Consider the following 24,178-nt stretch of genomic DNA (forward strand, 5'->3'; position numbering starts at 1 on the left):
CAATATTATATTATTACTTTCAAATTACAAGTATTAATTACTTTTATTTTGAAAGTAATTTTTAACGAGCTAAAAAATGGACTATAAATTCAGATGCAATTGCCCTTTTACCTCTGCCATTGATATTTTAGGTGACAGGTGGATGCTTGTCATTGTGAAGCAAATACTTGTAGATGGAAAAGAAACTTTCAAAGAATTTGTTGAGAGTGAAGAAGCAATTGCAACTAATATTCTTTCAATGAAACTCAAACTCCTTGAAAAGCTTGGAATCATTGACAAAATCAAACTCCCTACTAATAAAAAGACGAACATATACAGACTTACATCCAAGGGGTTAGAATTGACTCCTATATTGGTAGAATTGGCGTTGTGGAGTGACAACAACCTTCGGGAAGTACATCCAAGTCTATTAAAGGGAGACGGAATTGATTTATTGCGAAATGATAAAGAGGCTTTTGCGAAAGCATTAATCGAATCTTATCAGCAAAAACTGGATGCCACAAACGATAAGCTCAATGAGCAAACTGAGCATTGATTAAACTTCAATGCAAAACTTTATACTTTATACTTTAGAATCAATTTGAAAGGATATGCTCGCGCTTGACTATGCTGGTGGGAAAGGTGGATTAGAGATTGATTTTATTAGAACAATGAGGTACGAGCTATAAGCTCGCACCAGCGAGAGAAGCCCATTCATCCCACACTTTAAATCTTTTGGAAAGTTTGAAACTTTCCAAAAAGTCGTTTCAACAATACTTGAAGGTTCCGGCACAAGCCTGTCTGCCGCAGGCAGGGCCGGAATAGCGTTCTGGTATGTTAAGTCTTATGACTGCCACTCTCCTTTTTTCGAACTCTCTTTAAGAAATTATTTCAATTAGAAGTTATAATATATAACCGGGTGGCTGTGGAAATGGTCCCTTCAAATTTTAGCTCAAACCTATTGTCCGTCAAATCAAAAACGCCATCATAGGACTGATCAAGGTAGGAGAATGAACCTGTGCCAATGGCCTCATAGGTGCGATCAATAGGCTGGAGGTAATTCCATACCGGATCTACCTTTAAAAAAGCCGTATTGCCCACTACTGCTGCCACACTTACGCCCAGTTCGTGTTCATTAAAATCATCCCCTATATCATCATAACCACTTGTCAATCGAATCTTGTTTCCAAGCAAGTAATCGATCGTTAAATCATACGTGTAAATCTCATCTCCTAAGGTATTAAGCGACGGATTGATTGGTGTTCTTTTCAATTGAACAGGGTATGAGCCCGTTAAAGTATTCGCGATACTGTCCAATGCCATTTCAATACTATCTTCTGAGGTTAGGACATTGATCGTATCTCCATCGTCCTTGCAACTGACACTGATGAATGCCATTAATACAAAACAAATGGAATATGAGAAGGGTCGGAGTGAATTTTTCATAAATGATTTATACTAGAACTCCATAAAAATATAAATATTTAAATATTTATTTGAATTATATGTGGTGTTTTTCATAATGTAATTCAGTATCGGATTCCGAGCTTTAGGAAAGTTTGAAAATTTCCTAATGGGAATTACTTTGAATTCAACTTACGACTTGAAATAACTTTCTACTATTATTCACCTCTCCTTGCCAGCCTATACCCCACTCCCAGAGTAGTGAAAAACGAAAAGCTGCTGTAGATAAGTGCCACGATTACCACATCCGGGTTTTGGATGATTTGAGAACCTATAAAGATCGCTAAGGCGCTGTTCTGCAATCCCATTTCGATCGCAATGGTGTATTTTCCGTCGTGATTGATACGTAAAAATCCTGGGATCAGGAAACCAAAAAAGATCATAGAAAGGTTGAGGATCAGTAACGGAATGGCTATTGCCAGCTTATCACTTAGAGACTGTGAGCTCTCCCCATCCAATGAATGAATACCAACAACCAGAAATACAACCAACAGTATTGTTGGGAGAGCATACCGTAAATACGGCTTGAGCCTATAAGTAAATCCAGGTGCATAGTTTCTTACCAATAAACCTGCTAACACCGGGATAATTACCGTCACCCCTATATTCCGAAAGGTCAGCCAAAATGAAAGCGACACCCTTTGGCTACTGCTCATGAAGAACTCAATACTTCCACTGATGATAATAGGAATGGTAAATAGGATCAAGAAACTATTGAAAGCAGTCAACGATATCGAAAGTGCTACCCTCCCCTTCAGCATATGAGTTACCAGATTTGAAGCTGTTCCTCCGGGGCAGGCGGCTATCAGAACAATCCCAACCTGATAGGCTGGATTCAGATTAGACATCCAGGCAATCAGAAATCCAACTGCTGGTAACATAAATAGCTGCAGTGTTAATCCAGTCAGAATTGCTTTAGGCTCAACAAATACTCTTTTAAAATCGCTGAAGGTTAGGTTAATGCCTATCCCCCACATAATAATAGCCACAGAGATCGGAACTAAAGCCTCAATGAATCGATCCATTAAAACAACCCTGAAAACCCGTTTTGCTCCTCAAGTAAGTAGATGGTTATGATGCAGATGATAAAGTAGGTGGTGAGTGTAGCAGCACCTGCATAATCCTGTGCAATGCGCTGACCGAAAAATAATGCAAGAATAGATACCGTAGATAATTGAGCACCAATCAAGCCTAGTTGCGTACTACCATCAAAAATGATCTGAATGATACCAAGACCACAAAAAACACCTGAAAACACCTCCAAAATGGTGATTACAGGAACCATGATTGCTACCATTTTCTCTAAAGGACTATTCTCAAAGTGACCGGAAAGCCATTCTTTATTTCCCCTGTAGTTAAAAACTTTATCGAGACCGGATTGCAAAAACAATATGGTCAAAAATGCGAGACAAAGTACGGGTGCGGTTAAGAGGATCGTTTGCATTTGGCTGATTTTTTAAGCCAATTTAATGATTTCTGCAGGCTAAATAGCTAATTAATTATTCATTACTTCAACCAAGCGCATTAACTCACTATTGATGGGCTTGGTTTTACTTATTGCCAGCTTAAAACTTGTATAGACGACCTTATCATCAATAATCCCCGCCATTACATTTGATTTCCCATCGATAAGGCCTTCTACTGCTGCAAGTCCAAGTCTGGAGGCTAAAATTCGATCCAGTGAAGTAGGAGAACCTCCACGCTGCAAGTGCCCTAATGTGGATACCCGAATATCCAATTTAGGAAGCTTTTTCATGACTTTATTGGCTATCTCATGGGCGTTTCCTTGTTCATCACCTTCTGCTACGATCACAATTGCAGAGGTCTTTTCTTTATCTCTACCTTGATTTAAGGTATCTATTACGTCCTGGATAGTTGTAGAAGTTTCAGGAACCATCACCAACTCTGCTCCACCACCTATTCCGCAATGGATAGCAATGTATCCTGAGTGCCTTCCCATCACCTCGATGAAAAACACTCGATCATGTGAGTTGGCTGTATCACGAATTTTATCAATGGCTTCAAGCGCCGTATTTACCGCGGTATCAAATCCGATTGTATAATCTGAACCAAAGAGATCATTATCTATGGTTCCAGGTGCTCCTACAGTAGGTATTCCGTATTCTTCATAAAAGATATTCGCTCCGGTAAAGGTACCGTCACCACCAATTGCTACAAGTCCTTCTATGCCTTTCGCTTTCAGTTGTTCATACGCCTTCTTCCTGCCTTCCTTTGTACGAAAATCGTCGCTCCTGGCAGACTTCAAAATGGTTCCACCCTTCTGCAGGATATTACTTACAGAATACGATTTCATCAGGTACATATCACCATTGATAATCCCATTGTATCCATATCGAATACCATATACGTTTAGTCCCAGGCTTAAACCTGAACGAACTACAGCTCTGACACAGGCATTCATACCTGGTGCATCTCCTCCGGAAGTAAAAACTCCAATATTTTTCATTCTTAGTTTAACTTAAAATCTATAGTGCTTGTTAGGCTAAATATTTCCAAACGAGACTGGATGCCCCTAAAATAGGTGCATCATCGTCTTTCAGACCTGAGGGTTGCAATTGTATCTTTTTGTCCAGAAAAAGTGGCATAAGGTATTTCTCCATATTCTCCTGGGCCGGGGTAAAGATGTGATCGCCTGCTTTAGACAATCCTCCCAACAAAAATATGGCTTCAGGATCGGTATGCACTACAAAGTCCGATAATTTCATTCCTAAAACTCTTCCAGTGTATTTAAATGCTTCGATGGCAATCTTATCTCCTTTTGCAGCGGCCTCAGTGATGGTTTTGGTGCTTAAATCATCAAAGCTGATGGACCGCAATAAGCTTGGATCCGTATAATCAGCCAATAGCTTATAGACCGTTCTTCGAATACCTGTAGCGCTTACATAGGTTTCCAGACACCCTCTTTTACCACATCCACAATGTCTGCCATTTGCATTCACCAGGGTGTGCCCCAGTTCACCTGCAAATCCGTGTTTACCATACACCAGTTCGCCATTGATTACAATCCCACTGCCTAGACCTGTTCCAACAGTAAGAACCACGAAATCCTTCATGCTTTTGGCCTTCCCATATACCATCTCGCCTAGTGCTGCAGCGTTTGCATCGTTCGTCAGCACACATTTCAGACCAAATACTTTTTCTACTTCTTCAGCAAACTTTGAAACACCTTTCCAGGGTAGGTTGGGTGGGTCTACTATAGTACCTTCATAATAATTCGCATTAGGAGCTCCTACCCCTATACCAATCACTTCATCCAGGGAGTGAAGTTTTTCAATCTCTTTTTTTAAAGATGCAATAAAGGAAATATAGTCACTGAATTGCTGCGTTTTAATCCGTGATTGGGTAATGATATTCCCATCACGATCTGCAATTCCAAACTTGGAATTAGTACCTCCAATGTCTACACCTATAGCTAATTTTCTTTCCATTCGATTATGCTTCTCCTTCTTTCATGACTACTTCATCTTGGTCATCTACTTTTAAACATAGTAAACCAGCGATGATCATGGAAGCCCCTCCCAATATAATTGCATAAATAAATTCGCTATCGAAAAATGTAGCTACAAGGAATCCCAGGATACTTGCGGCTACTATCTGAGGTATTACAATAAAGAAGTTGAATATCCCCATGTAATAGCCCATCTTTTTTGGAGGGAGTGATCCGGATAGCATGGCATAAGGAATAGACAGAATACTCGCCCAGGCGATACCTACCCCAACCATCGATAGGACTAGCCACATTGGGTCCTGAATGAAGTAAAATGAAATCAATCCCACACCGCCACATATCAGTGCAATCATGTGAGTAACCTTTCGACTAACCACTTTGGCTAGCAAGGGCAATGCGAGTGCAGCTAATGCTGCTATACCGTTGTATCCTGCGAATAAAAGCGATACCCAGTCTGCCCCGTCATTATAAGCTACAGAGGTTGTATCGGTTGCTTTGTAAATATGTGAGGTTACCGCGGACGTACTGTAAATCCACATGGCAAAAAGTGCAAACCATGAGAAAAACTGTACATATGCCAGTTGAACCATGGTTTTAGGCATGTTTTGAAAATCACGAACGATCTGGACAAATCCATTATGATACTTATTTCGTCCCATAAAAATGGCACCAATCACATAAGAGAGTCCGAACAACCCGAAAATACCACAAAGCACATAAAGCTGTGGGTCAAATGCCTGGATGGTAAACCAGGAAGCAAGAGCTGCTCCAACAAACAGAAGTGCCAGACCTCTGGCCATGTATTGCCTGGGACTAAACTTGATATTTAATGGGCCCGGAGTTTTTGATTCTTTAATGTCTTCTTCAGATGGAGGATATTCTTTGGTTGTAAATACCGTCCACATGACCGCAACCAAAAAAGCGATACCACCAACGTAAAAAGACCATTTAACTGAATCAGGAATCTGCCCTTCAGGAGCAGTATTGCTTACTCCAATCAAATTGGTAAAAATCCAGGGAAGTGCTGAAGCTACAACTGCTCCTACACCAATGAAGAAGCTTTGCATTGCAAATCCTTTCGTTCGTTGCTCAGGAGGAAGCATGTCCCCAACAAAAGCCCTGAAAGGTTCCATGCTGATATTGATGGAACCATCCATGATCCAAAGCATTCCAATCGCGATCCAAAGCGTTGGAGAGTTTGGCATCACAAAGAGTGCAATGGTGGCCAAAATAGCACCTATTGCAAAAAATGGTCGTCTTCTCCCCCATCGTGGATGCCAGGTTCTATCACTCAGATACCCGATGATCGGCTGGACAATGAGCCCTGTAACAGGTGCAGCCAGCCAGTAAAAAGCCAGGTTTTTTGTGTCAGCTCCAAGCGTTTCAAAGATTCTGCTGGTGTTAGCATTCTGCAATGCAAAGCCAAACTGGATACCCAGGAATCCAAAGCTCATATTCCAGATCTGCCAGAAGCTGAGTTTCGGCTTATCGGAGTTCAATGAAATATCACTCATTTCCTGCTGTTTTAGATCCTACAAAATACTGATAGGGCTGTAATTCCGTGATTGATGCACTTACCTGTGCTCCGCTGAAAACATCTGAAAAATTCCATGACTCAGGGATAGCTACCGACTGAACATCATCTGACAAATTGATAATCACATCCACACGATTACCCTCTTTTTCTCGTGTGTAGGCAATCACCATTGGGTTTCCAACATCAACAAACTCAGGTTGGCCACCATATTCGCCATTGTAGAGTGCAGGGTTACTCTTCTTCAAGTCAATAAGAGATGCATAGAAATCCTGATATTTCATATCATCCCATTCAATCGTGTCCTTTTCAAAAAATGCCAATCGCTCATCCAGCCCGGCTTCCTGGCCGCTGTAGATCAATGGCATACCCTGCACAGTAAAAGCAAAAACAGCAAACGCTTTATGCCCATCGCCGAATCGTTCAAACACAGTCCCGTTCCAAGAGTTTTCATCATGGTTGGTGGTAAAGTTCATTCGAATAGCATTTGAGGGGTACCGCTCAAGGTCTTTTTTGATAAATAAAACTAGCGAATCTGCATTCTTCTCTCCTTTCGCTACTTCATTCATGTAATGATGAAGGCCCCATCCGTAAGTCATGTGGAATGCATCTTCATGCATTTTTGGTTCATCCCATTCTGCAAGCATGAAGAGGTCTTTGTCTACATCCAGAGAATCCTTGGCTCTATTCCAAAATTCCATTGGGACAAAACCGGCCACATCACATCTATACCCATCGATATCGGCTTCTTTGACCCAAAACCGAAGTGCTCCGATCATGTCGTCTTGCATGTCCATATTCTCATAATTCAGATCAGCTACATCTGTCCAGTCTGTCCCTTCCGGCCAGGTCACATTACCCAATGAATCCGTATTGTGATACCCCTCTATCTCCGTCCAGGCATGATCAAATGCTGTATGATTGGCTACCCAGTCAAGAATGACCAGCATACCCCTTTCATGAGCTTCATCGACAATCTTTTTAAAGTCTTCCATGGTGCCAAACTCCGGATTTACTGCTGTATAATCCTGAATGGAGTAGTAGCTCCCCAATCCTCCTTTTCTGTGTTTCTCACCGATTGGCTGTATCGGCATGATCCAAAGAATGTCAACACCTAATTCTTCCAGCCGTGGAAGGTGCGCAGCAAACGCATTAAATGTACCTTCAGGCGTATACTGACGTACGTTCACCTCATAGATCACCATGTCTTTGGCTTGCTCAGGAAAGCCTTTAGTGGCCTCCGCTTGCTTCTCCTTACTTTTGGGTTGTGAGCAGGATCCGATGAGTAATAACAAAAAAGTTAGGTTGGTTATGATCTTCATAATTAGTTATAAGTAATCATTTCAAATGAGTTCGGAGGTAGACTTAGCATTTCTCCGTCTAGTGTGCCGAAGAAATTGGTTCTTCCATTCATTGGCACTTCAATTTCAAGGAGTCGATCGCTTGTGTTGAATACAGATATAACCTGATTATCAAAATACTTCCTGGACAGAACCAGATAGTCAGCTCCTGCTTCCACAATCTCTGTATCTCCATAAAGCAATGCCAGGTTATTCTTTCTAATCGCGATCATTTTCTTCGCTCTGTTCCGTGTTGCCAGCTGATGTTTATCCAGATTATCAAACTGCATCTGACGCCTGTTGTCCGGATCGTTACCTCCCACCGAGCCGTATTCATCTCCGTAGTAAATACATGGAATCCCCGGTATGCTCATCATGTATGCTGTCAATGCAGAAAGTTTTCCGTAGGCCAGCGTATCCTGCATGGTTATTTCACGGTTCCAGCCTGCATACTTGGTATCCTCACCAAATTCCAATGAACCATCCGCATATGAAATGAAGCGTGGACGATCTTGATTGCCGGTGATGTATCCCATCAGGTTATGATCGCCGTAGTATTTGATGCTTTCTCTTAGAGAGTTAGACAGATCCTGCAAAGAGCCTGCTCCTGCAAAAGCGGAAACCGCCCGATCATACATATTGAAGTCAAACTGGGCATCCAGCATACCTGTGGAAATGTAGCTTTTTATTAGTTCATGGCTACCATACGTTTCTCCAATTTGAAAAACCGGCTGGCCGGTCTCAGCGACCACCTGCTGTTTGATCTTTTTAGTCAGCACTCTCCAGAAAATCTCAGGAATGTGTTTGGTGGCATCATGCCTGAATCCGTCGATTCCATATTCCTTGAGCCAGAAAATCGCTGAATCGGTCATCGGGTCGACCGTTTCCATTCTGGAAAGATCCAGCGTAGGCATAAACGTGTCGAACCAGGTGGTCAACCGGTGATCGTCCCATCGTTCTGTATTTAATGATCCATCCGGCAGGTAAAGATTAGTCGCCCAGTCCGGGTTTTCCTGATAAATCGGATGCTGCTCATGCACATGGTTGGCCACATAATCGAGGAGTACGTTCATGTTAGCTTCATGCGCGGTGTTTACCAGTGACTGAAACTCGTCACTTGTGCCAAAACGATAGTCTACTCGTACATTGGATATCGGCCAGTAGCCGTGATAGGCTGAAAAACTGGTCTCAGGTTCAGGGTACTTGCCAAATGCTCCTTCCGGATTTTGAGTGATTGGAGATAACCAGATTGTATTCGTACCTAAATCCTTAAAATAGCCATCCTGGATTTTTTGGGTGATTCCGGCCAGATCTCCTCCAAAATAGTCTGCTTTTGGATGTACTTCCGGAATATTAAGTGGTTTATCGTTAGCAGGATTCCCATTATTAAACCGATCAACCATGAGGAAGTACATGACCATTGCTTCATAGTCATTTCGATCCAGCTGATCCGGTGAAGTTACTACCTTACCAAAGTCGAGCGGCACAAGCACATCGTTACTCACTCCTTCCTCATTATACGCCCAAAGTCTAAGCTTAGATCGTTTAACGCTCTTCGCATTATCCGGTAAAACAACAAGAAATTCATTGTCATTAAATCGGACAAATTCATCGGGTATCAACGTGTTTTCCCAGTACGCATAGATGTCTGTAACCGGATTATTTGTCTTAAAAAAGATGGAATTAGTGGTGAATCGATCTGTTGAAATGGTTGGAATCTCATCGGGATCTGGACCTGCTATTCGAATTACAGAATTCCACCCTCCCATGCCATTGGATATGGAATCCGGGTTTTGCGCATCCAGCATTTCTTTTCCGTCTACCACATACAGATACTGGTAAGTCCCCGGAGATAACATTACGTATGTAGAAAAGGAGTTTCCTGTTTTATCAAGCACGGTGTTATTAGGGTTCCATGCATTAAACTCACCTTTGATTTTTACTTTTTTCTCACCTCCTGAAGGCTGGTATAGAAAAGAATACAATGTTTTTTTGGTGCGTTTTAACAGAATGCTTTCCCCTACTCCTTTTGACCAGAATGTCAGGTTGTAGAGGGCCTTTTTAGGTCTTCCGGTAATGGTTAGTACAGAATTATCAATTTCAAGATTAAACGGGCCATCGGTAGTCACTGAGTCCAATCGTGTAGGGTCTAGCACATAATCTTCCAAGACCACCTTAGTCATTTGAAGATCCAGTTGTATCGGAGTGGCTAAACCAACGATGAGTGGCTCTTCCAGGGTCTCTACTTTCTTTTCAGGAGTACAACCAAAGAGAGTTATTACACTACCAATTAAAAACCATTTCATCATTTGAGTATGCTATTTCAAGTGAAAGGACATTTTCAGATTTTAATTTATCGCGACGTTCTTTTTCGAAAGGGTCAAAGTTTGAGATTGGCTGCACGTACGCATTGCATCCTTTTTTAAGCTCTCCTTTACTCCAGCTACTCAATTCATCTTGATTAAAGCCATGAAGGATCAGCTTCATTCTTTTGATCGTTGATTTGTACTTACCAGATGCTTCACCAACTGAAATACACTTTGCTTTTGGATCGAATGTGATGCTCCTTCTATGAAATTGACCCTCTCTGTTTTCGTAGGAAACCCCATCATCCTCATAGTATTCGGTCACACAAGCTTCTTTTCCATTATAGATATGCAACTCAAGGCATTCACCAACATTTTTTGAATTTTGGTTGGCATCTCCATAAACCGGGATAATTGAAGATGCTTTGATAAACAGCGGCAAATGCTCCAGCGCGTACTCTCGAATCATTTCAGTTCCTCCTTGCAAAGACTCGTCGGTAAAGAATTCATACCAGTCTCCTTCCGGTAAATACACTTTCCCGAATCGCTGATCGCTTGCTATAGGTGCTACTAAAATGCTATCTCCAAATAGGTATTGATTTTCGAAATCGCCCTCATAGATCTTTTCATCATTCGAATAATCTATACACAAGCTCCGTGTGATCGGCGTTCCTTTTTCAGAGGCCTGCACAAATGCATGGTAGATATATGGTAGTAGCTTGTATCTTAATCGAATATAATTGTTTGAGATCTCCTCTACTTCCTCACCATATGACCAAGGCTCAGAATCATGCGAATTGATCATCGAGTGACCTCTGAAGAATGGTGAAAACGCTCCAATTTGAATCCATCTGGCGAAGAGGTTACTCTGACCATTACCGGCAAATCCACCCACGTCATAGCCACTAAAAGGCACACCCGATAAGCCCAGACTGTTAACCATCCGAACCCCAAGCAACATGTGCTCATCATTGGCCACATTATCACCGGTCCACAGTGCACTGTATCGCTGAACACCTGCAAAACCGGCCCTGGTTAAAATAAATGGTCTTTTACCATCCAGATTTTCATTCGCCCCCTCAAATGCACTGCGGGACATTTGCATTCCGTAAATGTTGCGTCCTTTACGTGTTGTTGCTCCTTCTCCTTCAAACTCAAACTCGATGTTTTCCGGTAGCATCTGACCCCAAGTGGCAATTTCATTCATGTCATTCCAAAATCCTTTTATGCCGATATCGGTGTAGGATTTCATCATTTCCTGCCACCACTTTCGAGTATCAGCCTTTGTGAAATCAGGGAAGTGACACCAACCGGGCCACACCTCTCCTTCGTAGTACTTTCCATCAGGATACTTCAGGAATACATCTTTCTTTTTCCCTGACTCATAGGGACCGTAATTGTCTTCTGTTTTTATTCCCGGATCACAAATAACAACTACCTCAAAACCCATTTCTTTGAGCTGTGCTATCATTTGATCCGGATGAGGGAATCGCTGCTTATCCCAACTAAAAATCTTGTATTCATCCATGTAATGGATATCAAGAACCATCACATCTGCAGGAATATCTTTTTCTCTGAACTTCTTCGCAACATCCAAAACCTCTGTGTCAGGGTAATAGCTGTACCGGCACTGCTGATAGCCAATACTCCACATTGGTGGCAAAGACATCCTACCTGTAAGCCAAGTGTATGATTCAATAATCTCTGAAACAGAACCGGCAAAGAAATAATAATCCATGTCGCCGGCATCTACAGAAAAACTTGAGAATCGATTATTCGATGCACCAAAATTGAAATGACTTTTATAAGAATTATCTACGAAGATTCCATAGCTAAGTCCATTATGAATGCCTATATAAAACGGGATAGACGCATATAGTGGATCGGCTTCTATATCATACGCAAAATGATCGGTATTCCAGTTTTGATAGCCTTTTCCACTGCGATCCAATGGTCCTGTCTTCTCACCTAAACCAACGAATCGCTCGTTGTTTTGGAGCTTTTTGTAAACGGTTTTTTGGTCACCCTGAGACTGGATGCCAAGACCGGGCTCATCTTGATTGATAACCTTTCCTTCCTTGTTTAAGAACGTGAATAGAATCGGTGACTTATTCACAACGATATCCATTTCAGGTGAGGTGATGACAAGTGATCCTTCATTATCCTCTACCTCAAAAGATACGTTTTGAGGATTTTGAACTACCGAGTATGGATTGACATCCTCAAAACTTGAAGTCTGATGAACTCTAATAGTCTTATTATTAAAGAAGGACAACTGATAACTAAAGTGTTCAGTCACAATTTCCAGCCCATGTTCATTTGTACTAAATGACTTGAAATCGCCCCCTTGTTTTATCCGGTTATTACGCTCTCTTCTAGCAATATCCAACATATACTTTACCCATCTTTAGGTCATGTGATGAGCTCAAATTAATGAATATTATTAGAGCGAAACGCACCTTTATTTCAAAAAAAATAACGCAAACGGTTGCGAAAGGTGCTGATAATGAAGATTTTGTAAATGTCTATACTTTTTTTGATGAATCTCTGGCTAATAAGGTGGTTCCAAGCTTCATCGACTCGTATGCAATTTCCTCCTCTTCGGATTCGATTTGTTTGATGAGCAATTCCGCTGCATGTTGCCCCATTTCAAAACCCGGTTGCTCAATGGTAGAAATAGAAGGATTAGTCAATGCAGTAAACTGCCAATTACTAAAACCGACCACCCCAAAATCCTGAGGCACATTCTTACCATATTTCTGTGCGGCTTTTATGGCTCCCATAGCAGCCAGGTCATTCGATGCAAAAAGTGCATCCGGCTTGTTCTTCTTTAAAAGCTCATATGTAGCAGCATACGCATCGCTCTCATTAGAAGCTTGATTATACACGATCAACTCTTCATCTATTTTCAGTCCTCCATCAATATGGGCTTGTTTGTAGCCATTTAACCTTTCATTGGTAATGTCTAAATTCTGAGGACCTGCTAAATGAGCAATTTTCTTATAGCCTTGTTTGATTAAATGTTCTGTTGCCTGGTACCCCCCTTGAAAATCGTCTACTGTGACCTTACTCGTTTTCAATGTATCAGCCACCCGATCGAAAAATACAATTGGCAAACCTTTTTGCATCATCACTTCGAAATGTGAATAATCAAAAGACTCTTTGGACAGGGATACCAACACACCATCCACTCGATTATTAAAGAGTGTCTGAATATTCATCATCTCCCGAGCTACAGACTCATTGGATTGTGTGATGATTACATTATATCCCTTGCTCTGTGCAATGTCTTCAATACCGCTAATTACTGTGGAAAAAAAGAAGTGCACGATCTCCGGCACAATCACGCCGATGGTATTGGATTTACTATATCTCAAACTCAGTGCTAACGAGTTTGGTTGATAGTTCAATTCTTCAGCAACACGCCTAACGGCTTTCTTGGTTTCTTCACTGATCTCAAAATGATCCTTCAAAGCACGCGATACCGTTGATGGTGATATACCTAGTTCACGTGCTATGTCTTTGATGGTTGTTGTCTGCCTTTTCATGGAAGAAATATAGCTAAATGATGCAATTCTTGTTCAGAGGTTTTGTAAAAGTCTGAAACGCAAACGTTTGCAGAAAAAAAAGTCCGTAAAAACTTTGTAAAAGTGTTGTCTGTAATTTCTGAATTCATAAAATTCGGAAAGTGAGTGTTAAGAAATAGTCAATTTTTTAGCATAAAAACTCGTAAAAATTAACTTAAAATTTAACGACAAATTAAGATGAAAAATGCATTAAAATCCCTGAGTTTATTGATGGTTTTAGGGGGCCTAATTTTCATCTCATCATGTAGCGATGATGATGGTGGAATTGACATTGGTGGAGGCGATGAAGGATCGTTCACAGTAGCCGATGGTCTTTACATTGCGGGAGTGGCAAACGGTGACACAACGGCTGTATCTGGAAATAAGTTAAACGCAACGATGGTAGAAGATGATGGATTCGCAACTAAGGAGCGTTCAGGTCATTTTAGTGCTTACGCTTATCTAGAAGCTGGTAGCTACATTTTTATCGATGTGGCAGACCAACAAGCAACTGATGTTTATGGTGGAGCTACTTCTACTTACAATGATGATGAAGCTGATAATACGGATGACTACAACGGTGCATACACTGTGGTAGATCTTTCAGGAGATGCTTCTACTTTTAGTGTTAGCGAAACAGGAGTATACAATGTGATTTTTGATGCACAAACTGACGAAGCTCTTTTAGTGAAGATTGATTCATGGGGTGTGATCGGAGGAGCAGTATTCTCTGACGCATGTACTAGTGATGGGTTTAACGCTGACGTAGATTTAGATGCTGCTGTATCTACTTCTGCAGAAGGTTCTACATATGAAGGAGAGGGTATAATCCTTAAAGATGCTGAGTTCAAATTCAGATATAATGATAGCTGGAAGATTGACAGAAGAACAGACAAGTCAAGCTTTGATGATGCTAACGGGTATGTTGCCCTTACTAACCTTGGAGGAACTCCTGACGCATTAGTGGAAGGTGGATCCAATATTGGCCTTTCTGATAATTCTATTGAAAATGGTATTTATGACATCACTGTTTCTATCGATGATTCTGGTGTAGTGGAAATGTCTCTGGAAAAAACAGGTGATGCTCCTGAGTGTGCATTTGATCCTGAAAACTACACTTGGGGTATTATTGGTTCTGGAACACAGGGAACTGAGGCCACTGCTGGATGGGAAGATGATAAAGACCTAATCTATACTGGACAAAGCGGCACAACTCACACGTGGAGAGGGGTATTCCCAATCGCAGGTGGCACAGCTGATAATGAGTTCAAATTCAGAACTGACGAAACCTGGGCTACTAAATTGATCCCAAATGCTATTGAATACACAGACAACTCTGGTAATATCACCGACAATGCTGATTCTAACGGAGATGGTAGCTGGTTCGTAGCAGATGGAGCTTCCGGTTTCTACTACATCGTGATCACTACAGATGATAACGGTGATACCTGGAACCTGACAATTGATGACGCTGAATTCCAGGTAATTGGAGAGGGAAGCCCTGTAGGCAACTGGGATGCAGGAAATGGTATCGCAATGACTTACAATGATGATCTTGCGTCTGCCACACTAGCTTCAGGAGCATACACAACAGCTGGTTGGAAAATCTTTGTAAACCAAAGCTTTGATTACAACCTTGGTGGATCGCTTGATGGAACAACTGCTTTAGAATTTAACAATAGCACTTTTAACATGAGTGATGCAGGAGACTATTCAGTTACTATCAGTACTTCTGATGGTGGGGTTACTTACAATGCATCAGCAACTGCTAATTAATACTTCTTATATAAATCGATTAAAGCTGCCCAAATTCAGGGCAGCTTTTTTTTGCTAAACACAATACCATGAAACTAATACTCACCATTCTTTATTCCCTTTTAGTAACATTTAGTCTACTCGGACAAGTAGCAATTAATCCCGTAATTGAACCGGATTTTTTTGCGGCTGATGAGGAAATCACAATTACTTATGAAGTAACAGGAACGGCACTTCAAAGCCTGGAAGAGGCATGGATCTGGATGTGGGTGCCCGGTAAAGGAATTGATGCTCCTTCGAATATCAACCCGGCAAATTCAAATAGTAGCGCTACCGATCCGGCAAAATTTACACGTTCAACAGGCAACAATGGTGAAGTATACTACTCCATCACACTTACACCCACAGATTTTTTAAACACCTCCAAAGAAAATATTGAGAGCCTTGGCATACTCTTAAAGGGCAATGACTGGAGCAATGGACAAACTTCAGATTTTATTGCTACCATCAGCGATGGATTCACCATCATAATGGATAATCCACAAGGGAAATATGGTTTTTACTCAGAAGCCACCTCCATAGATATAAATGTACGAGTATCTGAATCTGCCAGTATAGCGGTTTTTGTTGATAATAACTCCATTGCTACAGGCACTGACGTACTGGAACTAAATACAACTCATACAATCATTGATGATGGAAATGTGCATACGATCAAAGCTGAAGCTACTAACGGAACAGAAACCGTATCGACTACCTATGCATACACCCAAACGCCTACATCTCCGGTAACAACACTACCATCAGATGTAAAAGATGGCATCAATTACAGTTCAGATCCGACAAGTGCTACTCTTGTACTAACAGCTCCCGAAAAAGAACATGTCTTTGTTATTGGTGATTTTAATGACTGGACCATTGACAATGATTACCTGATGAATAAAGATGGTGAGCAGTTTTGGATCACTCTAAATAAATTAACAGCCGGTCAGGAATACCGATTTCAATACCTGGTAGATGGAGCCATTCGCATTGCGGATCCTTATGCAGAAAAAATCTCTTCTCAGTTTGATGATGGAGAGATCATAGAAGAAAATAGATATCCCGGACTACTTCCCTACCCTAGCGATGAAACTTCGGAGGCAGCTTCTTATCTTCAAACGGATGCTTCAGACTTTTCATGGTCTCCATTTACAAGGCCTGCAAAGGAAGATTTGGTCATTTATGAATTGCTAATACGCGACTTCACTGAAGAAAGAACATACGAAGCTGTTACTCAACGATTGGATTATCTGGAGGATTTAGGTATCAATGCCATTGAATTGATGCCCATTCAGGAATTTGAAGGCAATCTAAGCTGGGGTTATAACCCGGCTTTCATGTTTGCTGTAGATAAGTACTACGGAACAGAGCTTGACCTCAAAACGCTTATTGATGAAGCACATAAGCGAGGAATGGCTGTCATCCTGGATATTGTTTTGAACCACCATTTTGGACGAAACTCCCTTGTAAGATTATACAATCAAGATCTTTACGGTAATCCAACCGCAGACAACCCTTGGTTCAATGTAACGCCTAAACATGATTTCAATGTCGGCTATGACATGAATCATGAAAGTCAGTATACGAAAGATTATACTGACAGAGTAGTCACTTATTGGCTGGAAGAATATAACATTGACGGATATCGATTTGACCTCTCTAAGGGTTTTACTCAAAGAAATTCATTAGGTAACGTCGGGCTTTGGGGCAACTATGATGCCTCCAGAGTGGCTATTTGGAAACGAATTGCAGATGTTATTTGGGATCAGGATCCAAATGCATATATCATATTAGAGCATTTTGCTGACAACCGGGAAGAAGAAGAACTGGCAGACTATGGCATGATGCTTTGGGGCAACATGAATGGAGCATATATCAATGCCGCAAGGGGAAATTCATCTTCCATTGGGAGCGCATATCATGAAAACAGAGGCTGGAATGAACCTCACTTGATTTCCTACATGGAAAGCCATGATGAAGAACGATTGATGTGGGAAGTGCTAAAAAACAAAGATTTAAATCAGTCCATTGAGCGTGCAAAATTGGCAGCTGCTTTTTTCCTTACAGTACCCGGTCCAAAAATGATCTGGCAATTTGGAGAGTTTGGATATGATGAAGAGTTGAACAATGATCGCCTTGGCATCAAACCCACCCGATGGGAATATCTCGAAGACATTAACCGACAAAAGTTATTCAAGCTTTACAAGTCACTCATTCATTTGAGAACGCAAACCAATTATATCAATAAGGACTATTTTGAATGGAGTCCTGCCGGATTTGTAAAAACAATCAACATCAATCATCCGGATGTAGAGATTTACGTGATTGGAAACTTTGACGATGAGGCTCAGGAAACCAATCATAAATTCACAAAAACAGGAACCTGGTACAACTACTTTACCGGCGAGCCAATTGAAGTAACTGAGGTCAATGCGGAAATTATTTTAGGGGGTGGAGAGTGGCACATCTATACTTCTGAATTGATAGATAACTACATCGAGGACGAACAAATCACTTTAAATACTCATTCGAATTCAGAAACCCTTGTGGCATATCCAAATCCAGCATCAGAATTTATTCGGGTAGCCCCTGCTTTTCAATCCAGTAATTATGAAATCATAGACCTACTTGGAAGAAAAGTTCAGACAGGTGAGGTTCAAGCTAATCACTCAATTGATGTCCAAACGATTAAGCCGGGTATTTACTACTTGCGAATAGTCGGAAACAGTAAATTGATGGAAATCAAAATTTTGATTCAATAGAAGCTTGACGTAAACGTTTGCGAGCCTTTGAATGGCAAATTCCAGTCTTTTAAAAGCTTCATAATTCGCAAACGTTTGCGTAGAAAAAACCACTAAAAAGCCCTGAAAATCATGGTTTTACGTTTCGAAATTGGTAAAATTGAATGTGGATTAATTATTTATTTCGGACGAATTAAGGAGTGATTCATCCATCAAATTCTAAAGTAAATCAATGAATGTTATAAGTAAAGTTAGCGGACTGCAACACACGATTAAGTGTCTGCTTGTCCTAATGGTTTCTGCCAGCTCATTTCTTGTGCACGGACAAACGAAAACAGTAAGCGGCACAGTGGTTGATTCGCAAGATGGGACTACACTCCCAGGAGTAACCGTTCAGGTAAAAGGCACAACATCGGGAACAGCAACTGATATTGATGGTAAGTATACATTGGAGGTTCCTGGCAATGCTGTCCTTGTTTTTTCCTACATCGGATATCAGCCAATAGAGCAAACTGTCGGTGGTCGATCTGTAATTGATGTGAGTTTAAGGACTGATATTCAGGAACTATCTGAAATTGTGGTAGTGGGATATGGTCAGGTTGAAAAAGGTGATGTAACCGGAGTAGTAAATAAGATCAGTGAAAAAGACTTTAATACAGGGGTATTGACCTCTCCTTCCAGTCTTATTGCAGGTAAAGTTGCCGGTGTTCAGGTTGTTTCAAATGATGGAGCGCCGGGTTCCGGCATTTCAATCAGAATACGGGGAGGTACTTCTCTAACAGCCGGTAATGAACCACTTTACGTTGTAGATGGAGTGCCGTTGGAAAATGATGGTGTGGCAGGGGTAAGAAACCCACTTAACTTTATTAACCCGGCAGATATTGCCGATATCACCGTACTAAAAGATGCATCATCAGCAGCCATCTATGGGTCAAGAGGAGCAAACGGTGTTGTAATCATTACTACAAAAGCCGGGAAGGCGGGTAAGCCTGAATTTACTTATGACGGATCGTACACAATGGGATTTAATGGCCGAGGAGTAGATATGCTGAATGCGCAAGAGTTTGCATTTACAGTCGAAAGAAAAGGACCAAGAAATTTAGAGGATTTAGGGACTTCCAATACTGATTGGTTTGATGAAGTAACTCAAGTAGCTCAAGGTACAAATCACAACCTAGGTGTTTCTTTTGGAGGTAAATCCAACAATGGAAGGGTTTCTTTGAACTATCAAAACATTGATGGTCTGCTAAAAACCGACAACATAGAGCGTATTTCAGGAAACGTCAATTTCACACAAAAGCTTCTGAACGATGACTTAAAAATCGGAATCAATACCAAGCATAGTGTTATTAGCAACCGTTTTGCTCCCAATGTGGTGGGGTCTGCTCTCGTATTCGATCCGACGCAGGCGGTTTTTGCTCAGGATACCGCAACTGGAGGATTCTTCGAATGGTCTAGCCCACTTGCTCCGGGCAACCCTGTTGCGCAACTAGCGCAGACATTTAATATCGGTAGAACAACAAGAAACCTGATAGGTGCAAACCTAAACTATAAACTCCCTTTAGAGGGCCTTTCAGTAAAGGTGAATTATGCTTATGATAACTCAAAAGGCAAAAGCCAGGTAACACGGCTTATCAATTCAAAAGCAGGTGTAGAAAATGGTTCATTCACCTCATTTGAAGACTCAAGAACGAGCAATCTTCTTGAAACTTATCTGAATTACAACACCGAGCTATCGTTTGGTAAATTGGACATGATCGCCGGTTATTCATACCAGGATTTTAGCAGAAATGTAGATAGATCATTATTCAAAAGAGATACTGTATCATTGAATCTGTTGGACATCTCAAGCCCTACAGACTTCATTAGCGGCGGTAAGCTTAACGAAATCAGACAATACCTGGACGAGCCTTTGATTTTCGAACTCGAAAATCGATTGATTTCATTTTGGGGAAGAGCGAACTTGTCCATCCAGGATAAGTACTTGATCACTGCGACAATTAGAAGAGATGGCAGTACTCGATTTGGAGATAGGAATCGATGGGGATTGTTCCCTTCAGTCGCTCTTGCTTGGAGGGTAATTGACGAGCCGTTTGCTGAAGGACTTGAAAATGTTATGTCAAACCTTAAAGTGAGAATGAGCTATGGTGTAACAGGTAACGAGGAGATTGGAGACTACTTATACGTCAACTTATACCAGCCAGGTGATGATCGGGTTTCATATATTTTCGGACAAGACACAATCAACACATTCCGCCCTAATGCAGTGGATCCTGATATTAAGTGGGAAGAGACTAAGTCACTAAACTTCGGTATTGATTATGGATTTTTAGAAGGTCGAATCTATGGATCCATTGACATCTACCGAAAGCTCACTACCGACCTGCTTTTTAACATCGCTTTCCCAATCGGAACATTAACCGGTGACCGTGCGGTAACAAACATCGGAGAGATGGAGAATAAAGGAATTGAATTGATGGTGAACTCTGTGGTGATTGATAAGCCTGATCTAAAACTAGATTTAGGATTTAATATCTCCCATAACAAAAACGAAATTCTAAAATTAGATAACTCCAATCTCCCTGACTTCCAGGGATATACAACCGGAGGTATCTCGGGAGATGTAGGTCAATCAATACAAATTCTTAGAGTTGGATATCCTGCAAATTCATTTTTTGTATATGAGCATAAAACGGGTGCTAATGGAAAACCGATTCCAGATGGTGAAGACGTAAATGGCGATGGCCTAAGGAACGATCTTGATATGTATGTAGATCAAAACGAAGATGGTGTAATTAACGAAGATGATCTGAGACCATATAAAAACCCAGCACCAGATTTAATTATGGGTTTAACTGGTAATCTTTCTTACAAGAAATTTGATGTCGCATTTACCTTCAGAGGACAGATTGGAAACTACACTTACAATAATGTTTTCTCTCAGTATGGATCTTATCAAGGTGCAGATAATCCGTTTGCTCCAAACAATATCCATATTTCAGCATATGAAAATGATTTCACTGAAAGGCAACTTCTTTCTGATATTTATGTTGAAAATGCCTCGTTCCTTAAACTCGATAACGTAACCGTCGGTTATAGAATCGATCAGATTAAGAACGTAAATGCACGTGCATATTTAACAGCCACTAATTTGATGACGATAACAGGATATTCCGGTGTAGATCCTGAAGCTGGGATAGGAGGAATTGATAACAATTTATATCCAAGATCAACAACAGTCATAGTTGGATTAAATCTTATATTTTAATTAGAACAACATGAAAAAGATACTATCATTAATACTGATTATTTCCATAGCTGCCTGTACAGATTTGGATTTAGAGCCAAAGAATGGGTTAGTAGAATCTGTTGCATTTGATGACTTTGATGGATATAAGTCTTACATAGCTAAAGTATATGCATCGCTCTCACTAACCGGACAGCAAGGGGCTGCAGGTCAGCCTGACCTCACAATCATCAATGACGAAGGTTTTTCCAGTTATTTGAGGGTCTGGTGGAAAGCCCAAGAACTTACTACAGATGAGGCAATCATAGCCTGGAATGATTCAGGTATCAGAGACTTGCATAATCATGCATGGGGTGCAGATAATCAATTTGTACGCGTGCTCTACTACCGAATATTCTTTACTATTTCACTGGCCAACGATTTTATCAGAACAGCCCAGGATCTTCCGTCAGGATTGTCTCAGGAAGAAATTGATACCATCGATGAGTACATTGCAGAGGCACGATTCATTAGAGCCTTCTCCTATTGGCATGCATTGGATCATTTTAGGAACGTTGCGTTAATTACATCCATTACATCTGCATTGCCTACTCAGGTAGATCCTCAAGTAACATTTGATTTCATTGAATCAGAACTGAATGACATTGAAAATACGCTATTACCTGCCGGTCAGGCCAATCATCAATATGGAAGAATTGATCAAGCAGCTGCCTGGATGCTAAAAGCAAAGCTGTATTTAAATGCAGAGGTATATACCGGAAACAACAGGTATGCTGATTGTATCACAGAGGTCAATAAAGTAATTAACTCGGGTGCTTATTCATTGACGCCAAATTATCAGGAACTTTTCATGGGTGACAATCACCTGAGAACAGAAGAAATCATCTGGCCTATAGTGCATGATGGACTTGTATCTCAAACCTGGGGTGGCACTACTACAATTATAAGAGGTGCGATTGGTGGCGCCATGTCTGACGATGAGAAAAATGATACCCCCTTCCCTAATGAAGCAGTTGCTGACTATGGAGTGCCAAGTGGATGGGCTGGTTATAGAACTACCAGCTCATTAGTTAATTTATTCCCGGGTGCAGCTACAGATCCAGATGGTGATAGTCCGGATGGTAGAGCAATTTTCTTCACCGAAGGTCAATCACTGGAAATAGATGACGTTGGGGAGTTTACTGACGGATGGGCTGTACCAAAGTACAACAATATTGAAGCTTCTACCGGTCAGCGAGCACCGGGTGTAGATCAGGTAAGTACTGACTATCCTGTATTTAGGCTAGCAGAAGCATACCTGATGCTTGCAGAAGCAGAGCTGAGAAGTGGTGGATCAATTAGTGCAACAACGCTTGGCTATTTAAATGAACTTAGGACACGTGCATATGGTGATAACAGTGGGAATGTTGCTTTGGGTGATGTAGACCTTGATTGGGTTCTTGACGAACGAGCAAGAGAGCTATACCTGGAGGCGACCAGAAGGACAGATCTTATACGTTTTGGAAGGTTTTCAGGAGGCTCATACATCTGGCCATGGAAAGGCGGGGTACAGGACGGAACTACTACTCCGGCACATTTAGACATTTTTCCTATTCCTTCTTCAGACCTGATTGCCAATCCAAAACTGGTTCAAAATGACGGATATTAATTAATTATTTGAATTACAAAAAAAAGCTGTCCCAAAAGGTCTGTCATCCTGAATTTATGAAGGATCTCTTGTTCTTAAAGCCTGCCAGCACAAGTTATAAGAAGATTCTTCCTTTCGTCAGAATGACATTCTAAAATTAATAAGACCTTTTGAGACAGCTTTTTTATTTATGCATAAGTTCTTAATCATCATATCTCTTATCAGCACACTCATCTCTTGCAACAACGAAAATGAGGCGACACTCAAAGCACATCATTTCAAGAGTGATCTAGTTGAAGACCGTGAAATACAAGTGCTTATTCCTGAGAGTTATTTCAATTCAGAAAAGCACTATCCGGTCCTGTATATGCATGACGGTCAAATGTTATTTGATTCTACCTCTACCTGGAACGGCCAGGAATGGGGCGTAGATGAAACAATGGCTAAGCTGTCAAAAGAAAACAAGATCAGAGAGGCCATTATCGTAGCTATACCCAACGGAGGAACGTTGCTGAGACACCCTGAATACTTCCCACAAAAACCATTTGAAAGTCTTCCCAAACATATTCAGGATTCACTTTATCAACTGGATCGTGGGGATGGAATACTTCTGTTTGCAACAGACGTCCAGTCTGACAACTATTTGAAGTTTATTACCGAAGAACTTAAACCATTTGTTGACTCGACCTATCGAACGTTACCGGATCGGTCGAATACATTTATCGCCGGATCCAGCATGGGTGGTCTCATTTCCATGTATGCGATTTGCGAATATCCTCAGGTATTTGGAGGTGCGGCATGTCTAAGCACCCACTGGCCGGGTGTTTTTACGATTGAAAACAATCCCATCCCGGATGCCTTCTTCACCTATCTAAAAGAAAACTTACCGGATCCTAGGAAGCATAAATTATACTTTGATTATGGAACAGCGACTTTAGATGCCTTGTACGCATCATTGCAACCAGTCGCTGACTCTATAATATTGCAAGCAGGGTATGATTCCAATACCTTTAAAACAATGAAATTCGAAGGCGATGCACATGATGAAAATGCCTGGAAGAATCGACTGCATGTCCCCTTAATATTTTTACTATCGAAAGAATAAGAT

Annotated in this window: 16 protein-coding genes; 6 read left to right on the top strand and 10 right to left on the bottom strand. The window is 41.1% G+C overall.

Annotated features, from left to right (window positions below):
• Nucleotides 1–76 precede the first annotated feature (76 nt).
• Nucleotides 77–535, top strand: a complete 459-nt coding sequence (locus ACQK2H_RS14570) for a winged helix-turn-helix transcriptional regulator (RefSeq protein WP_425392104.1) — start codon at nucleotides 77–79, stop codon at nucleotides 533–535.
• Between the two features lie 335 nt (nucleotides 536–870).
• Here the strand turns inward: ACQK2H_RS14570 and ACQK2H_RS14575 are convergent, their stop codons facing one another.
• The 10 genes from ACQK2H_RS14575 to ACQK2H_RS14620 form a co-directional block, all read right to left on the bottom strand.
• Nucleotides 871–1,425, bottom strand: a complete 555-nt coding sequence (locus ACQK2H_RS14575; protein ID WP_425392105.1) for a hypothetical protein — start codon at nucleotides 1,423–1,425, stop codon at nucleotides 871–873.
• Between the two features lie 176 nt (nucleotides 1,426–1,601).
• Complete coding sequence (locus ACQK2H_RS14580) at nucleotides 1,602–2,468, bottom strand: bile acid:sodium symporter family protein (protein WP_425392106.1); 867 nt, start codon at nucleotides 2,466–2,468, stop codon at nucleotides 1,602–1,604.
• Nucleotides 2,468–2,887 (bottom strand): DoxX family protein, encoded by a 420-nt coding sequence (locus ACQK2H_RS14585; RefSeq protein ID WP_425392107.1) that lies wholly within the window; start codon nucleotides 2,885–2,887, stop codon nucleotides 2,468–2,470. Before ACQK2H_RS14585 ends, ACQK2H_RS14580 begins: the two co-directional genes overlap by 1 nt.
• 51 nt (nucleotides 2,888–2,938) lie before the next feature.
• A complete protein-coding gene (gene pfkA, locus ACQK2H_RS14590) occupies nucleotides 2,939–3,910 on the bottom strand; it encodes a 6-phosphofructokinase (protein WP_425392108.1) in 972 nt (323 codons plus the stop codon).
• 31 nt (nucleotides 3,911–3,941) lie between these two features.
• Nucleotides 3,942–4,892, bottom strand: coding sequence for an ROK family protein (locus tag ACQK2H_RS14595; protein ID WP_425392109.1), 951 nt, complete (start codon nucleotides 4,890–4,892; stop codon nucleotides 3,942–3,944).
• A gap of 4 nt (nucleotides 4,893–4,896) precedes the next feature.
• The gene (locus ACQK2H_RS14600) at nucleotides 4,897–6,426 is read right to left on the bottom strand and encodes an MFS transporter (RefSeq protein WP_425392110.1); all 1,530 of its coding nucleotides are present in this window, start codon (nucleotides 6,424–6,426) and stop codon (nucleotides 4,897–4,899) included.
• Complete coding sequence (locus ACQK2H_RS14605; protein ID WP_425392111.1) at nucleotides 6,419–7,768, bottom strand: alpha-amylase family glycosyl hydrolase; 1,350 nt, start codon at nucleotides 7,766–7,768, stop codon at nucleotides 6,419–6,421. The genes ACQK2H_RS14600 and ACQK2H_RS14605 overlap by 8 nt, the downstream gene beginning before the upstream one ends.
• A gap of 2 nt (nucleotides 7,769–7,770) precedes the next feature.
• Nucleotides 7,771–10,092 (bottom strand): alpha-amylase family glycosyl hydrolase, encoded by a 2,322-nt coding sequence (locus ACQK2H_RS14610; protein WP_425392112.1) that lies wholly within the window; start codon nucleotides 10,090–10,092, stop codon nucleotides 7,771–7,773.
• The gene (locus tag ACQK2H_RS14615) at nucleotides 10,070–12,484 is read right to left on the bottom strand and encodes a glycoside hydrolase family 31 protein (RefSeq protein WP_425392113.1); all 2,415 of its coding nucleotides are present in this window, start codon (nucleotides 12,482–12,484) and stop codon (nucleotides 10,070–10,072) included. Before ACQK2H_RS14615 ends, ACQK2H_RS14610 begins: the two co-directional genes overlap by 23 nt.
• 133 nt (nucleotides 12,485–12,617) lie before the next feature.
• Entirely contained in the window at nucleotides 12,618–13,640 is a 1,023-nt protein-coding gene (locus ACQK2H_RS14620; protein WP_425392114.1) for a LacI family DNA-binding transcriptional regulator, read from the bottom strand.
• A 216-nt stretch (nucleotides 13,641–13,856) separates the two neighbouring features.
• Here ACQK2H_RS14620 and ACQK2H_RS14625 point away from each other — a divergent pair, with 216 nt between their 5' ends.
• The 5 genes from ACQK2H_RS14625 to ACQK2H_RS14645 all read left to right on the top strand — a co-directional run bounded on the left by ACQK2H_RS14625 (nucleotide 13,857) and on the right by ACQK2H_RS14645 (nucleotide 24,175).
• Complete coding sequence (locus ACQK2H_RS14625) at nucleotides 13,857–15,434, top strand: hypothetical protein (protein WP_425392115.1); 1,578 nt, start codon at nucleotides 13,857–13,859, stop codon at nucleotides 15,432–15,434.
• A gap of 68 nt (nucleotides 15,435–15,502) precedes the next feature.
• The gene (locus tag ACQK2H_RS14630; protein WP_425392116.1) at nucleotides 15,503–18,217 is read left to right on the top strand and encodes an alpha-amylase family glycosyl hydrolase; all 2,715 of its coding nucleotides are present in this window, start codon (nucleotides 15,503–15,505) and stop codon (nucleotides 18,215–18,217) included.
• A gap of 211 nt (nucleotides 18,218–18,428) precedes the next feature.
• Nucleotides 18,429–21,464 carry a SusC/RagA family TonB-linked outer membrane protein gene (locus ACQK2H_RS14635; RefSeq protein ID WP_425392117.1) on the top strand — a complete coding sequence of 1,012 codons (3,036 nt, stop codon included), beginning with the start codon at nucleotides 18,429–18,431 and terminating at the stop codon, nucleotides 21,462–21,464.
• Nucleotides 21,465–21,474: 10 nt separating this feature from the next.
• Complete coding sequence (locus ACQK2H_RS14640; protein ID WP_425392118.1) at nucleotides 21,475–23,091, top strand: RagB/SusD family nutrient uptake outer membrane protein; 1,617 nt, start codon at nucleotides 21,475–21,477, stop codon at nucleotides 23,089–23,091.
• A 169-nt stretch (nucleotides 23,092–23,260) separates the two neighbouring features.
• Complete coding sequence (locus ACQK2H_RS14645; protein WP_425392119.1) at nucleotides 23,261–24,175, top strand: alpha/beta hydrolase; 915 nt, start codon at nucleotides 23,261–23,263, stop codon at nucleotides 24,173–24,175.
• Nucleotides 24,176–24,178 lie beyond the last annotated feature (3 nt).

The organism is Ekhidna sp., assembly GCF_965228795.1.
In the GTDB taxonomy this organism is placed as follows: Bacteria; Bacteroidota; Bacteroidia; order Cytophagales; family Cyclobacteriaceae; genus Ekhidna.